The 14,623-nt window shown below is 38.0% G+C and carries 14 protein-coding genes; 4 read left to right on the top strand and 10 right to left on the bottom strand.

The window, feature by feature from the left end; genetic code table 11:
• Positions 1-67: 67 nt before the first annotated feature.
• On the top strand, positions 68-679 hold the full coding sequence (gene yihA / locus A7A78_RS13800) for a ribosome biogenesis GTP-binding protein YihA/YsxC (RefSeq protein ID WP_068763059.1): 612 nt from the start codon (positions 68-70) through the stop codon (positions 677-679).
• A 1-nt stretch (position 680) separates the two neighbouring features.
• Here yihA and gldC read toward each other — a convergent pair whose 3' ends face one another.
• Entirely contained in the window at positions 681-1,022 is a 342-nt protein-coding gene (gldC, locus tag A7A78_RS13795) for a gliding motility protein GldC (RefSeq protein ID WP_068763058.1), read from the bottom strand.
• Positions 1,022-1,978, bottom strand: a complete 957-nt coding sequence (gene gldB, locus A7A78_RS13790; RefSeq protein ID WP_068763057.1) for a gliding motility lipoprotein GldB — start codon at positions 1,976-1,978, stop codon at positions 1,022-1,024. Before gldB ends, gldC begins: the two co-directional genes overlap by 1 nt.
• Positions 1,979-2,086: 108 nt before the next feature.
• On the opposite strand from gldB, the gene nadE reads away from it, so the two are divergent.
• Positions 2,087-2,875 (top strand): NAD(+) synthase, encoded by a 789-nt coding sequence (gene nadE / locus A7A78_RS13785; protein ID WP_068763056.1) that lies wholly within the window; start codon positions 2,087-2,089, stop codon positions 2,873-2,875.
• Between the two features lie 167 nt (positions 2,876-3,042).
• Complete coding sequence (locus A7A78_RS13780) at positions 3,043-3,675, top strand: response regulator (protein WP_068763055.1); 633 nt, start codon at positions 3,043-3,045, stop codon at positions 3,673-3,675.
• Here the strand turns inward: A7A78_RS13780 and dnaG are convergent, their stop codons facing one another.
• The 5 genes from dnaG to A7A78_RS13755 form a co-directional block, all read right to left on the bottom strand.
• A complete protein-coding gene (gene dnaG / locus A7A78_RS13775; RefSeq protein WP_068763054.1) occupies positions 3,676-5,634 on the bottom strand; it encodes a DNA primase in 1,959 nt (652 codons plus the stop codon).
• A gap of 132 nt (positions 5,635-5,766) precedes the next feature.
• The gene (locus tag A7A78_RS13770; RefSeq protein ID WP_068763053.1) at positions 5,767-6,840 is read right to left on the bottom strand and encodes a porin family protein; all 1,074 of its coding nucleotides are present in this window, start codon (positions 6,838-6,840) and stop codon (positions 5,767-5,769) included.
• A gap of 67 nt (positions 6,841-6,907) precedes the next feature.
• Positions 6,908-7,684 carry a hypothetical protein gene (locus A7A78_RS13765; protein ID WP_068763052.1) on the bottom strand — a complete coding sequence of 259 codons (777 nt, stop codon included), beginning with the start codon at positions 7,682-7,684 and terminating at the stop codon, positions 6,908-6,910.
• Positions 7,671-8,237 carry an RNA polymerase sigma factor gene (locus A7A78_RS13760; RefSeq protein ID WP_068763051.1) on the bottom strand — a complete coding sequence of 189 codons (567 nt, stop codon included), beginning with the start codon at positions 8,235-8,237 and terminating at the stop codon, positions 7,671-7,673. The genes A7A78_RS13765 and A7A78_RS13760 overlap by 14 nt, the downstream gene beginning before the upstream one ends.
• A gap of 133 nt (positions 8,238-8,370) precedes the next feature.
• Positions 8,371-9,348 (bottom strand): polyprenyl synthetase family protein, encoded by a 978-nt coding sequence (locus A7A78_RS13755; protein WP_068763050.1) that lies wholly within the window; start codon positions 9,346-9,348, stop codon positions 8,371-8,373.
• Between the two features lie 321 nt (positions 9,349-9,669).
• Between A7A78_RS13755 and A7A78_RS13745 the strand changes: the two genes are divergently transcribed.
• Positions 9,670-10,554 (top strand): T9SS-dependent choice-of-anchor J family protein, encoded by an 885-nt coding sequence (locus tag A7A78_RS13745; RefSeq protein ID WP_068763048.1) that lies wholly within the window; start codon positions 9,670-9,672, stop codon positions 10,552-10,554.
• 48 nt (positions 10,555-10,602) lie between these two features.
• Here A7A78_RS13745 and rlmN read toward each other — a convergent pair whose 3' ends face one another.
• From rlmN to queA, 3 genes are all read right to left on the bottom strand, one after another.
• Positions 10,603-11,643 (bottom strand): dual-specificity RNA methyltransferase RlmN, encoded by a 1,041-nt coding sequence (gene rlmN, locus A7A78_RS13740; RefSeq protein ID WP_068763047.1) that lies wholly within the window; start codon positions 11,641-11,643, stop codon positions 10,603-10,605.
• 80 nt (positions 11,644-11,723) lie between these two features.
• Positions 11,724-13,382 carry a T9SS type A sorting domain-containing protein gene (locus A7A78_RS13735; protein ID WP_068763046.1) on the bottom strand — a complete coding sequence of 553 codons (1,659 nt, stop codon included), beginning with the start codon at positions 13,380-13,382 and terminating at the stop codon, positions 11,724-11,726.
• Positions 13,383-13,510: 128 nt separating this feature from the next.
• The gene (gene queA, locus A7A78_RS13730) at positions 13,511-14,560 is read right to left on the bottom strand and encodes a tRNA preQ1(34) S-adenosylmethionine ribosyltransferase-isomerase QueA (protein WP_068763213.1); all 1,050 of its coding nucleotides are present in this window, start codon (positions 14,558-14,560) and stop codon (positions 13,511-13,513) included.
• Between the last annotated feature and the right edge of the window lie 63 nt (positions 14,561-14,623).

Here is a 14,623-nt window from a genome sequence, read left to right as displayed (position 1 = left end):
AGGGTTTCTGGTTTCTAAAAAATATTTCCCACATAATTCTTAATTCCTAATTCTTAACTTTTAAACAATGCATATAAAATCCGCAGAATTTGTGATGAGCAACAGTGATGTTGCCAAATGCCCGAAGGACCGCTTGCCGGAATATGCATTTATTGGAAGAAGTAATGTTGGGAAATCTTCGCTTATCAATATGTTGATGCAGCGCAAAAGCTTGGCAAAAACTTCTGGAAGACCCGGAAAGACGCAGCTTATCAATCATTTTCTCGTAAACAAAAACTGGTATTTGGTAGATTTGCCAGGGTACGGTTATGCCCGTGTTTCAAAAAGCAGTAAGAAAGTTTTTCAGAAATTTATTACCAATTATTTTGAAAAAAGGGAACAAATGGTACTCGCTTTTGTTTTGGTAGATTGTCGCCACGAACCACAACCCATCGACCTGGAATTTATGGAATGGATGGGCGAAACAGGAATTCCCTTCAACATAATTTTCACAAAAGCTGATAAACTGAAACCAAAAGCATTGGAAAGAAATATTAAAACATACTCCGAAAAAATGCTGGAAACTTGGGAAGAAATGCCCCCGTTTTTTATAACCTCAGCCAGCGATTCCACGGGAAGGGATGAAGTTTTGAATTATATTAATGAACTCAACAATTCAATTCAAACTTCTGAATTCTAAATTAATTATCCCGCTTCAGCTCTAGCTTTTCAGCAAAATAATCACAGAAATCGCGCATGGTAGCGCTCATTTTATCATCATTTGTAGCACGTTGAAAAGTATCAGCCATCGCGCTTAAAGTTTGGTGGAAGAAGATTTTCATTTCATCAACGGGCATTTCTTTTGTCCAAAGATCAATTCTAAGCGATTCCTTTTTTTTGCTGTCCCAAACCGAGAGCATCACCGCCTTTGTTTCTTCATTTGAAATACCGCCATCTTCAGCGGTCCAATGAATGGTTTCAGGGATTTTATTTTCGTCAAGGCCTACGTTTAGCTTTATTTCAGAAGTATGTTTTATTGCCATTACTTTTTTGGTTTGTATTTTGAGTTTGTAAATATTTCGTCAGCCTCTGTTACCATTAGTTGCTGCACGTTTGTATCATTGTTTTCCATATATGCACGAACAATTTTCCAGCCCAAATAACGCCCCAACATGCCGGGAGATTCGTTGTCTAGTTCAAGATAGAATTTTGAAAAAGGTGCCGGACTTATAAAGCGTGCGCCAAGTTTGGGGTCGGTGCTATAAAGCAATTCCTTTTCCACAAAATAGCGCCACATATATTCCTCATTTTCTTCGGCCCATTTATATTCCTGTTCAGTATATCCTATTTTTTCGGCATCGGATGCATTTGGAAGCCAAATATCCTTCAAGTAAAGTTGCTTTCCGTAATAAACAATTTGCCCCAAAAATGAAGCCTTGTTTGGCGGTTTTATATAAAGTCTTGCATAGGTTTCTGCAACATCGGGACCAATTTGTGAAGGTTTCATTTCCTTTGAAATGTATTTATCTATGCCCTCGTAAAAACGATGTTCACTTCCTAAATAATTGTCCAAACCTATAATCAGCAAACTGTCTGCAAGAATTATTTTATTTCGGTAATCAACGTCTGAAGTCGTAGTTACAACAATTGGAGTTTGAAATTTGGGAAAATAATACTTTATGTGTTGAAACAACGGAACCAAATCATCTTCCAAAATCCCATCCGTTGGAAATGTTTTTATCACTTCAATTTCCAGTTGATTTTGAAGGGTATCCGTCAATTTTTCAATCCAGATACTATCGTTGTACTGTTTCGGAAAAAAAGCTGGAAATTCAGCTTTTAACTTTGGAAGTTCTACGGGAGATGCATTTGCAAATTCTTTGTCGAAACGAATCATTTCAAAATCAATAGGAATTTTTTCAATTTCCTTTTCAACCTTACTTTCGTTATTGCAGGAAAAAAGAAGGACCAGAAAAAGAACCAAAACGGAATACTTCATAGTAGAAAAAATGTTATTGTTGGTTAACGCCATTCCTTTTTATTAATTTTATCTTTAACAACTTTTGCGCTGCAAAGGTATTATTATAAAAGATTAAAAACACAGAAAATGCAAACCGAAAAAGTTGTAGATCATATTGTAAATTGGTTAAAAACATACGCCGTAAATGCAAAAATGGAAGGTTTTGTAATTGGCATTAGCGGCGGGATTGATTCTGCCGTAACTTCCGCTTTATGCGCAAAAACAGGACTTAAGCTTTTATGTGTGGAAATGCCAATACACCAAGCGGCCTCACAAGTTAGTCGGGCCTACAACCATATTGCTTGGCTTAAGGAAAATTTTGCAAGCGTTGAAAAAATTGAGATTAACCTCACGCCTGTTTTTGATACCCTGATTGATGTTTTACCAAAAGTTGAAAAAGAGGAAGATCGTTTTATGTCGCTTGCAAATACGCGTGCCCGTTTGCGAATGACGACACTTTATTATTTTGCGGCTTTGGAAAAATATTTGGTAGCAGGGACCGGCAATAAAGTAGAGGATTTTGGCGTAGGTTTCTACACAAAATATGGCGACGGCGGGGTGGATTTAAGTCCGATTGCCGATTTAATGAAAAGTGAAGTCTATCAAATTGCCCGTCATTTGGGTATTAACAAAGAAATTATTGACGCAGCCCCAACGGATGGCCTGTGGGGTGATGACCGGACCGATGAAGACCAACTTGGCGCAAGCTATGACGAACTGGAATGGGCGATGAAAATGAAGGAAAATGGCAAAACCACTTCAGATTTTTCGGGAAGGCAAAAAGTAGTTTTTGATATATTCCATAGATTGAATCGGGCAAATCAACACAAAATGATACCTATTCCCGTTTGCGAAATCCCTGAAAAACTTAGGTAGTCTTGTTATTTATCGAATAATTTAACCATTAAACGAAAGGTTTATCATTCTTCTCCTTAAGATTTTATATATCCAAAATGTAGTATTAATATTACGTTGTTAAACCTTAATTTCTCCCCCCAAATCTGAAGGTTTTATATTTTTAAGAATCTATAAAATACCATAAGATGAAAAAAGTTGTAATTGCAGACCACCACCCTATTACCAGAAAAGGGGTATCAGTTTTGCTCAATAATACAAACGATTATACAATAGTTGGGAAGGTTTCGCGAGGTTCGGAATTATTGAAATGTCTGGAAAAAGAACGCCCGGATATTTTAATTTTAGAGCTCGACATCCCGGAAATTAATGGTTTCCACGCTTTACGAAGCATTCGTGAAGAATTTCCAAAAACAAGAATCGCAATTTTTTCATCACATCCAGAAGAAATTTATGCCTTGCGCTCCATAAAATCTGGCGCTGCTGGCTATATTCCGAAAACGGCTTCCAAAGAGACATTTATTCAAGCCATTAAGCGCATAGCTATGGGCGGGGTATTTTTAAACGAACAACTTGCGGCGGCTCTAAACAGCAAAGCCGTAAACGACAATACCATTGTGGGCCGCTATAAAAAACTTTCCGCAAGGGAAATTGAAGTGTTGAACCTTCTCTCAAACGGCAAACGCAACAAAGACATTGCTACCCTACTTGAAATTAACGAAAAAACCGTGAGCACCTACAAGACCCGGCTTTTGAAAAAATTAAACGTTACCAGCCTGGCAGAGCTTATTAACCAGGCGCGCTTGTTTCAGTTTAATTAACTACAGTACTCTATTCAATTTATCGGAAAGCACTTTTTTTAGACTGATGTAATCTACAATTTCCTGTAGTCCTGTTTCTTTTTCAGTATTGTCCTCTTGCTTCATTGTTTCGGACAATTCATTTATTTTTTGGGAAACCAAATGCCTTCGAAGATTTAAAATAGTTTCACTCACCATTTGGGCAATGGTCTGTTCTTTCTCCTTTACATAAATTTCCTTTCGCTCCCAATCGTGGAGAATATATCTTTCCTCTTCCATCAAAACGTGCGTAATTGCAGAAGCCATTTCTGGCTGAAGTTCGTTTATAAAAGTTTCTGCTTTCGCATCTGGATTTTGTGTAAAACGATTTACAACTTCGTAATACAAATCTTTAAATTCCTGGTTTGTAAACTCAATTTCGTCTTCCTGCAAATCCAAAAATATTTTTTCATAAACGCGCGATTTATGAATTTCTGGTTTTAATGAAATTTCGCCTTTTTCGTTCGCTTCAAGAATAAGTTCCTCAAAATCCTCTTCAACATTGCCATAAAGAAGCAACAGCTCGATTATTTTTTGTTCCAGTTGAAACTGTACATCTACTTTTTCAATCTTTTTTTCTGTGGGAATAACCTCAAAAGCCTCCTGCGGAATAGTTTCCCTTTTAGCCGCATCTTTTTTGTCCTTTTGAAAAATCTGCGCCAGCGTATTAAAAAGAACCTGCTCCGAAATATCCATAATCCGTGAACATTCCTTTATATACACTTCCCGCTTTATAACATCGGGAATTTTGGCAATACTGTTCACCATATCGTGTATGGTCTCGCTCTTTTTTATGGGGTCATTTTTTGCTTCATTAGCGAGTAAAGAAGCCTTGAAAGTGATAAAATCCTTGGCGTTTTCTTCTAAATAAAGCGTCAATTCTTCCAACGTATTTTTACGCGAAAAACTGTCGGGATCCTCGCCTTCAGGAAAAGTGCAGATTTTCACGTTCATTCCCTGTTCCAAAATCAGGTCGATTCCGCGAAGCGATGCACGAAGCCCCGCCGCATCGCCATCAAAAAGAACGGTAATGTTTTTGGTAAGTCGATTTATAAGCCGAATTTGTTCCGAAGTCAATGCCGTTCCCGAAGACGAAACCACATTGTGGATTCCCGTTTGGTGAAACTGGATAACATCTGTATAACCTTCCACCAAATAACAATTGTCTTCTTTCGCAATACTTTGTTTCGCGTGAAAAATACCGTAAAGCACTTTGCTTTTGTGGTAAATATCGCTTTCGGGAGAGTTTAAATATTTCGCCGCTTTTTTATCCGATGTTAAAATACGACCGCCAAAACCAAGGGTGCGGCCGCTCATACTGAGAATTGGGAACATTACCCTTCCCTTAAAACGATCAAACTGTTTTTCTTCTTTTACAATCGACAGACCCGTCTTTTCCAAAAACTCCAGCTTGTAGCCCTTTTTTATTGCGTGGCTTGTGAAAGCATCCCAAAAATCGGGAGAATAACCCAGTTCAAATTTTTTGATGGTTTCGTCCGTAAAACCTCTTTCTTTAAAGTATGAAAGGCCGATGGCTTTCCCCTCTTCGGTTTTTAAAAGCGTACTGTGAAAATAATCTTTAGCGAATTCGCTTACTAAATAAAGGCTTTCCCGTTCATTTGCCTGTTCTTTGTCTTCGGCGGTTTGTTCGGTTTCCTCTACTTCAATCCCGTATTTTTTTGCCAAAAATTTTATGGCCTCGGGATAGGTGAAATGTTCGTGCTCCATCAAAAAAGCAACTACGTTTCCACCTTTTCCGCTACTGAAATCTTTCCAAATCTGTTTCACCGGCGAAACCATAAAACTCGGCGAACGCTCGTCAGTAAACGGACTTAACCCTTTATAGTTGCTTCCGGATTTTTTCAACTGAACAAAATCACCGATCACCTCCTCTACGCGGGCGGTTTCAAAAACATTGTCTATGGTGGTTTTGGAAATCAAATTATTGGAATTTTAGGTTTTTGGACGGTTTGATTTTTGATTTGTAAAAATAGGGATATTAAGAAAAGAAACCTGCACGAATTTTAAAAATCCATGCAGGTTTTAAACAACGAATAATGAAAGTGTTTATGGCTAATCCACATCAAACCGAAGTCCGAGGGAAACATTGCGCTGATCTATTGGGTTGTTCTTAAAGATTGTGTTTAAATCATACTTACCATAAAGCGCTACACCTTGCCAGCCTATATAAGCGCTTAAACCGTAGATAAATTTATTTGTGTTGTAATCTGCTTTTAATTTTAGTTTTTGGTCTTCGCCATCTTCTTCAAACTTTAGTTTTTGGCGGGCCCCGAGATTTATTCCTGCATACCCGCCTAAACCTACTTTAATTTGGTTTTCTGTGTTATAACGGAAGTAACCATCGTATTCTTCTTTCTTGGATGGGCCAAACTCAAAGTGGATTGGAACAACAAGATTGTCCATCCGGAATTTTGATTTGTCCAAGTCCAATGGATAATTTTGAAGTTTGGTCTGCTCGCCAGCATCTACATAAAAACGATTGTCCGTTGGTTTTAAACCATTAAATTGAAAAGAAACGCCATACTTAATCCGCAACCAATTTGTGTTTTTAAATACGCGGGTTTTCCAAGCCCAGCCCAACTCTGCAAAACGGCTGCCAGCTATCTTAAAATCTGAATCCTGCAAAGATTCTCCTTCAGTAATTACATTGTTCAATCCAAAAGCAAATACCATATCTGAGGTAGTGCGACGGTCAAATTTGCGCTTTTTATTTTTGGGTCCAATGTAGAGAACGTTGTCATTCTCACTATTTTTTCCGCTGGATCCAATCCGAATGATCATTCCGTTATCTTCGTCATCTTCTATGGTTCCATTTCGTTTTACTAATGCCACTTGATTGTCAACAATCGCAATTCTGTTTTCAATATTAAGCGCATGCTTTTCTGCAGCTTCTTTTTTTAGCGTTTCAGCTTCTTCTTCTGTAATGGCTTCACTTTGGAGTCTGGCATTGATGTTTTCAACATCTAACTTTAAAGCATCCTTTTCTTCTTGAATTATTTTTTCCTTCAGATTGGTGAGTTTCTCTATGGAAGCCTGGGTATCTTGGTCATTTTCCTGTGCGTTGGAATAACACGACGCAAGCAACCAAATTGTAAGCGCACTTGTAATTGTAATTAATGATTTCATAACTATTCGATTTTTGATTAATGATGATGAATGTTTATTGTTTATTGAAAATTGAGAATTAAAATTGCTAATCGTTTCTTTCTGAAACAGCTGTCCGCACTTTTTGAAAACCTTCGCCAAGAGCGTCGAAAACCTTATCGCGGAAACTTTTATCAAGCTCCCATTCCACATCTTGCAACAAGGCCGTTGCATCTACTTTTGGGCTGTTTAGAATTCGCTGGGTTTGAATATCGCGACGTGCATTATTTAACAACCTTTCCACTTCCGTCGTCGATATTTCCGCATTGTCTTCCTGTAGTTTTTTTACTGAGGCAACCACTTCATCAACCTTATTATTGATGAGTTTGTCTTCTTCGGAAATGATTAAATCCTCTTTAATTACAGGCTTTTTTATTTTTTCGTTTGAAACATTTGCAAGCGCTTCCGTGCTTTCCATTTTTTTATCAATTGTCGATTTTTTCGGCGGAATCACTTTTACTTCCCTCGTATTCGGTTTTTGTTTTTCTTCAGAATTTATCTTTTCAGAATTTCTTTCCTCGGAAACAATTTCTTCAGAAAGAGTTTTATTGGGAATAATTTCGGGTTGCGAATTGGTTTGGTTTTGCTGAATTTTTTCTTCCACTATTTGATTATCCACTTCTGAATTATTTCTGCTAAAAAGAACAGAGGCCAAAATGAGAATCCCAACAAAGCTTGCTGCCACGTAATACAAAACATTACTTTTCTTTTTGGGCTGCTCGGCATCCAATTTTGCTTCCAGTTTTTTCCATGCGTCCGCAGAAGGTTTCAGTTCCCTCGTCTCCAGTTTTTCACGGATGTTGTCTTCCAGTTTATAGGATGCCATAGCTTAAATTGTTTTGTTGTTTTACCATATTTTGAAGCATTTTACGCGCTTTGAAAAGTTGTGTTTTTGAAGTGTTCTCACTTATCTGCAACAACTCCCCTATTTCACTGTGTTTGTAACCTTCCACCGCATAAAGCACAAACACCGTTTTATAACCGTCCGGCAGACTGTCTATCATTTTTTGGATATCGGCCTCCTCAAGTTCGGTTTCAATAAAAGTGGAATGCTCTGTTGTATTTTCAATTTCGGTTTCTGAAACGAAATGCAACTTTTTGTCCTTCCGGAGTTGTGAAATGCTTTCGTTCACCATTATTCTTCTTATCCAGCCTTCAAAACTGCCTTCGTTTTTAAAATCCTTTAAATGTGTAAACATTTTGAAAAAGCCCGAAAGCATTACTTCTTCCGCTAAATCGTTGTTTTTTAAATACTGTCTGCAAACTCCCAACATTTTTGGTGAAAACATTTCAAACAATTGATGCTGCGCGCGGCGATCGCCTTTGGACGCTTTGTCAATTAAATTTGAATAGTTTTTATGTAATGGTATAATTTTCACGCAAGCTTTGCTGTTTGTGCTTCTATTTTAATAGACGCAGATTTTTGAAGAATGGTTGTCTGGGTTTTCAGTATTCAGTACGCAGTATTCAGTACGCAGTAAAAACTGACTACTGCGAACTGATTACTGACTACTATTTTTTCCGGTCAATAACATAATTCACCATCAATTCCAGTGATTCCTTGTATGGCGATGCGGGATAGGTTTCCAAAAGTTGCAATGCTTCTTGTTGATATTCCTTCATTTTTTCAACGGCATAATCCAAACCACCGTTTTCTTTTACAAAACTGATAACTTCCTTTACACGCTGTTTGTCTTTGTTATGGTTTTTAACCGAATTGATAAGCCATTTTTTTTCTTCGGAAGTGGAATTATTTAAGGCATATATTAAAGGTAGCGTCATTTTTTGCTCCTTAATATCTATGCCCGTGGGTTTGCCGATATGCTCGTTGCCATAATCAAAAAGGTCGTCTTTTATTTGAAAGGCCGTACCGATGAGTTCACCAAATTTGCGCATTTTTTCAACTTCTTCGTCGGGAGCCATTACGGAACGTGCGCCCATTGCACAACACGCGGCAATTAATGTTGCTGTTTTTTGACGGATTATTTCAAAATATACCTCTTCGGTAATATCTAGTTTTCGCGCTTTTTCAATTTGAAGTAATTCGCCCTCGCTCATCTCACGAACGGCGACCGAAATTATTTTCAGCAAATCAAAATCGTCGTTGTCAATGGAAAGCAATAAACCTTTGGAAAGCAAATAATCACCAACCAGTACGGCGATTTTATTTTTCCAAAGTGCGTTTATAGAGAAAAATCCGCGGCGGCGGTTGCTGTCGTCCACCACATCATCGTGCACCAAGGTTGCGGTGTGGATGAGTTCTATTACCGAAGCTCCGCGATAGGTACGTTCGTTCACTTCGCCACCGCCTGTCATTTTTGCAATGAGGAAAACGAACATAGGGCGCATCTGTTTTCCCTTTCGGTTTACTACATAATGTGTGATTCGGTTTAAAAGGGAAACTTTTGAAGACATGGAAGCCGTGAACTTTTTTTCAAAAAGCTCCATTTCCTTTTCAATGGGAAGTTTGATGCGCGAAACTATCTTCATAAAGGCTCAAAGATAGTTAAAATTGGATGACGGTTTCAAGCTGGCAAACAACTAGAATTGCTTGCTTCGAAGACCGAAAAAATTTATTTAACATTTTTTTATATAAATGTCCAGCACAGGAAGAAATAAAAAAAGCAATTATTTCTGTCTTATAAATAGAATGTTTTAAAAAGGCTGTTAATAAAAATACAGAAAATTTAATATTATGGTAATATTCTGCCAATCTTCAAAAAGACGTTAAAATATTTGGAAACCCTCGAAAATAAAGGTGCTAGCCCTATTTTTGGAAAAATCATTTTAACTCCTTAATTTATATTTACAATGAAAAAAATTACATTATTGGCAGCATTATTTGCTGGCTTTGCTATGAATGCACAGACTACAATTTTTGAAGACGATTTTGAAGCTTACGATGACTTCATAATTGAGAATGTTGGAGATTGGACTTTAGTAGATCTTGACCTTTTACCTACTTATGGTTTCACAGGCATTACATTTGATAATTCTGGGTACACTGGAGCTTTTATTGTTTTCAATTCAACTACAACAAATCCTCCGTTAGATCCTACAGCTGATTCGGACTGGACAGCATATAGTGGTGTAAAAGCAATGACATCTTTCGCAGCTGTACCAGATGGAACAACTAACGCAAACAATGATTGGCTAATTTCTCCACAAATGACTCTTGGAGCAGCTGGAAATACTTTATCTTTTTGGGCAAAAGCTGCCGATGCTTTATATTCGGAAGAAACCTTCAACATTTTAATTTCAACAGTTGATACAGATCCAAGCAACTTTTCACCACTTGAAACAGGCTTAGTTCCTCAAGCAATTGATTGGGAAGAATTCACAGTTGATCTTGATGCATATGCAGGACAGGATGTTTATATCGCAATTAACCACGTAGGTGCTGATCAGTTTGGTTTCCAAGTAGACGACTTTAAAGTTACTGCGGATGTTTTGGGAGTGAACGATATTGCTTTTTCAGGCTTCAACTATTTTGTAGCAAACAACCAATTGAACCTTTCTGCAAACACTTCAATGGAGCAAGTTGCACTTTACAATATGTTGGGCCAACAAGTTGTTTCCCAAAAATTGAACAGCAACAACGAAACTGTTGAAATTTCAGGATTACAGTCTGGCGTTTACATTGCTACGGTATCTATTGACGGAGCAAGCAAGTCATTCAAAATTGTAAAAAACTAATTTACGTTTTATACTGAATTGAAAAGAGCGGCCAAAAGCCGCTCTTTTTTATTGTTTGTTTGCCAACTGTCCGCAGGCGGCATCAATATCCTTTCCCCTGCTTCGGCGGACGGTTACTGGAATTCTATCTTGCTCCAAAGCTTCAATATAATCGTCTATAATTGTTGACGAAGCCTGCTGAAAATGGCCATCGTCTATTGGGTTGTATTCTATAATATTTACTTTGCACGGCACATATTTGCAGAACGTGACCAGCGCCTCAATATCTGCCCTCTTGTCATTGATGCCTTTCCAAACTATGTATTCATAAGTTATTTTGCCTTTTGTTTTGCTGTACCAATATTCCAAAGCTTCTCGCAAATCGGGTAATGTAAAGTTTTTGGCAAAAGGCATAATCTGTTCCCGAGTCTCTTGGATTGCGGAATGTAACGAAACGGCGAGATGGAATTTCACTTCATCGTCCGCCAATTTTTTAATCATTTTCGGCACACCTGAAGTAGAAACCGTAATGCGTTTTGGAGACATTCCCAAACCTTCATCACTGGTTATTTTCTCTATGGATTCGAGCACGTTTTTATAGTTCATCAGCGGTTCTCCCATACCCATAAACACAATATTTGAAAGTGGTTTGTCATAATACAAACGGCTTTCTTTATCTATTGCAACTACTTGGTCATAAATTTCGTCCGGGTTTAGGTTTCGCATTCTTTTAAGTCTGGCCGTGGCGCAGAAAGTACAATCCAAACTGCAGCCCACTTGAGAGGAAACACAGGCAGTTGTTCGCTTTTTTGTGGGAATTAAAACAGATTCCACTACCAAATCGTCGTGAAGCTTTACTGCATTTTTTATAGTACCGTCCGCACTTTTTTGAAGATGGTCCACCTTTATGTGGTTGATTACGAAATTTTCATTCAAATGTGCACGGGTTTCTTTTGACAAGTTTGTCATTTCATCAAAACTGTGGCTGCCTTTGCTCCAAAGCCATTCATAAACTTGCGTACCGCGAAAGGCTTTATCACCAATGCTTACAAAAAAGCTTCGCAATTCTTCTTTTGAAAGTGCCCTAATATCTTTTTTTTCTGAAACCATTGCGCAAAATTACTTTATTTTAAAGTAAAAAGCCCCTTTCCTTTTCAGAATAGAGGCTTACCAATAAATAGAATTATGGTTTACTTTTTAATTATTACCTTTTTGGTGATACTGTCCTTGCTGTCTTCATCTAATAAATAAAGGAAATAAATACCTTCAGCAAGATTATCAACGGTGATGGTATTCATAGTATTTGACAATGATCCGGAGAGTATGCGCTGCCCAATTACATTTATAAACTGAAATGATAAATGCGGATACCTGTTGTTCATAACTGTAATAGAAGTGCTTGCCGGATTTGGATAAATTTTAAGATCTCCAATAAGTTCAAAATCTGGAGTATTCAAGAGATTTTGAAGGGTTTCAATATTGGTGTGGCCTGAATTGATTGGATCCAACCAATCCAATAATCGGGTTTCGGGAGTTGTCCCGGCATCCCAAGAAACACCGAACCTACCGTAAATATCATAATCGTGATTGTTGGATTGACCGATGCAAGCAGATTGTCCTGCATAAAGCTGGCCAATAATTCTTCCGTTTTCATCAAATAAAGGCGAGCCCGAAGATCCACTTTCCGTAGTGCCAATTTCCCAGCCATTGCCAGTTCCATGAGAACCTCCACCAATAAGCCAAACTTGGGTACCATTAGCATCTACTTTTTGTGCCCCGGAATCATCGCGGCATATTTTCATTATATCGCCATTTGGATGATGGATTCCTACTTCATACGAAGGATTACCGTCTGAATTGTCCCAGCCGGCAAAAGCAACATCCCAAGCTTCAGGAATGGGATCAAAAAGTTCTACCAATGCAAAATCACTTTTGCTATTGTTTGCTCTTAGTTCTGCGCCACTAATTGTGAAATTGGTTTGCAAATCCCCACTTTCATCACCCGTTCCACAAACCGGCACCGGACTTACCCAGTTAAACCGAACGGACCAAAGGCTAGGATTGCTGTTTTCCAAACAATGATTGGCCGTTAGCAGATATGGGGTTTTGTCATTAGTAGTATTGTTCATCAATGCAGCAGAGCATAAATACCCATTCCCCAAATTCAAAAGTGCGACAGTTTTTTTAACCAAGTCCTTTTTTGAATCAAAATCACTTCCTATCGGGCAGTTTACGTCGTAATTACATTCCCCTGAATCATTTAAACCACGATTTCCTTCAAATAGGGTGTTTACCTTTCCCATTCTATAACCGTGAATAACACTGTTAATTTGGAGTCTTGGCGAGTCTTGTGTTCCTGGAGGTTGATAATATTCTACCCAAATTATATCCCCTTCAACAAACCAAGTTCCTATTTGGCCATTCAATCTGTTTTGGGAATTTGTATATGTATTTGTAATATCAGTATGGTCTTGATTATATAGCTGAAGACGTGAACCATGGGGCAGATAATAATCGTCAAAATTTACGCTGAGGTTTAATGCTCTGGGTGATTTTATGGTTGCTTGCCATATCTTCCCGCCATTTGGCAAAACCGTCCAAAGCCCTCCATTTTGCATGTTCAGTACAACGGATCTTTCAATACCGTAACGCCAAGGCATGCTTTTGTCTAAATCGTTAATGCTGTCCTGCTGGATTATCATTTCAAAATCTAATGCGGGAAGACGAACTACATTGGGCAGTTCCGCTAAGTTTAGGCCCCAGCTTTCTGGCAAATCCCCATCACCGTCTTGTGAAAAGGCATTGGAGAAAATTATGCAAAAAATGAAGAAAAGTAATGTTTTTTTCATTCAGACGGCTAGTTAGTTTTTAATAAGGAAGACTAAGGTAAATTTTTATTTTGACATTTGAAAACCAAATGCTTATAAAATAAAAAATCCTGATTCTCATCAGGATTTTTGCTATTTAAAACTTCTCACTAAATAATCAACATGGCATCGCCATAGGTATAAAACCTGTATTTTTCTTTAATGGCTTCGGCATAGGCTTGCTTTATAAAATCATGCCCCGCAAACGCAGAAACCATCATCAATAAAGTAGATTTCGGGGTGTGAAAATTAGTAACCATTGCATTTGCAATACTAAAATCATAGGGAGGAAAAATAAATTTATTAGTCCAGCCTGAATAAGAGTTTAAAGTATGGTTTGAAGAAACCGAGCTTTCCAAAGCACGCATTGCGGTTGTTCCCACGGCACAAACTCGCTTCTTCTTTTTAATACCCGTATTTATAATATCTACAGCGTCTTGGAGAATGCTCATCTCTTCAGAATCCATTTTATGTTTTGAAAGATCCTCAACCTCCACAGAACTAAAGGTTCCCAAACCAACATGCAATGTAACTTCAGCCACATTCACACCTTTAATTTCAAGTCGCTTTAAAAGATGTTTTGAGAAATGCAACCCAGCGGTTGGCGCAGCTACGGCTCCTTCATTTTTCGCGAAAATGGTTTGGTAACGTTCTGCATCTTCTGGCTCTACTTCTCTTTTAATATATTTTGGAAGTGGTGTTTCACCCAATTCTGTCAATTTATTTCGGAATTCTTCATAAGAACCATCAAAAAGAAAACGAAGTGTTCTTCCACGGGAAGTTGTGTTGTCTATAACTTCAGCCACAAGCGTTTCATCATCGCCAAAATACAATTTGTTTCCAATCCTGATTTTCCTTGCGGGATCTACCAAAACGTCCCAAAGACGGGTTTCAGAATTCAATTCCCTCAAAAGAAAAACTTCAATACGCGCGCCTGTTTTCTCTTTGTTTCCAAACAAGCGTGCTGGAAAAACCTTTGTATTATTGGTTACCAACACATCATCTTCTTCAAAATAATCAATAAGGTCCTTGAACATTTTGTGCTCAATGGTTTTGGTTTTTCTGTTGAGGACCATTAAGCGAGATTCGTCGCGGTTTGGAGCTGGATATTCGGCCAATAATTCCTCAGGAAGGTTAAAGTTAAAATTTGAAAGTTTCATTCCCATAATTCGTCGTGTCTTTAGATTTTACAAGGGCGCAAATATACAACCTCAAAACAGGCG

Origin of the sequence: Aequorivita soesokkakensis (assembly GCF_001641085.1) — a bacterium.
GTDB lineage: Bacteria > Bacteroidota > Bacteroidia > Flavobacteriales > Flavobacteriaceae > Aequorivita > Aequorivita soesokkakensis.
The sequence above is the reverse complement of the archived record's forward strand: the minus strand, read 5'-3'. Positions and strand labels throughout refer to the sequence as shown.

Bases quoted from the DNA above. Each gene is read 5' to 3' on its own strand.
- A7A78_RS13770 (WP_068763053.1), bottom strand. From the start codon at position 6,840: ATGAAATCATTAATTACAATTACAAGTGCGCTTACAATTTGGTTGCTT.
- A7A78_RS13745 (WP_068763048.1), top strand. From the start codon at position 9,670: ATGAAAAAAATTACATTATTGGCAGCATTATTTGCTGGCTTTGCTATG.
- gldB (WP_068763057.1), bottom strand. From the start codon at position 1,978: ATGAAGTATTCCGTTTTGGTTCTTTTTCTGGTCCTTCTTTTTTCCTGC.
- A7A78_RS13765 (WP_068763052.1), bottom strand. From the start codon at position 7,684: ATGGCATCCTATAAACTGGAAGACAACATCCGTGAAAAACTGGAGACG.
- A7A78_RS13755 (WP_068763050.1), bottom strand. From the start codon at position 9,348: ATGAAGATAGTTTCGCGCATCAAACTTCCCATTGAAAAGGAAATGGAG.
- yihA (WP_068763059.1), top strand. From the start codon at position 68: ATGCATATAAAATCCGCAGAATTTGTGATGAGCAACAGTGATGTTGCC.
- A7A78_RS13735 (WP_068763046.1), bottom strand. From the start codon at position 13,382: ATGAAAAAAACATTACTTTTCTTCATTTTTTGCATAATTTTCTCCAAT.
- A7A78_RS13780 (WP_068763055.1), top strand. From the start codon at position 3,043: ATGAAAAAAGTTGTAATTGCAGACCACCACCCTATTACCAGAAAAGGG.
- rlmN (WP_068763047.1), bottom strand. From the start codon at position 11,643: ATGGTTTCAGAAAAAAAAGATATTAGGGCACTTTCAAAAGAAGAATTG.
- gldC (WP_068763058.1), bottom strand. From the start codon at position 1,022: ATGGCAATAAAACATACTTCTGAAATAAAGCTAAACGTAGGCCTTGAC.
- queA (WP_068763213.1), bottom strand. From the start codon at position 14,560: ATGAAACTTTCAAATTTTAACTTTAACCTTCCTGAGGAATTATTGGCC.
- nadE (WP_068763056.1), top strand. From the start codon at position 2,087: ATGCAAACCGAAAAAGTTGTAGATCATATTGTAAATTGGTTAAAAACA.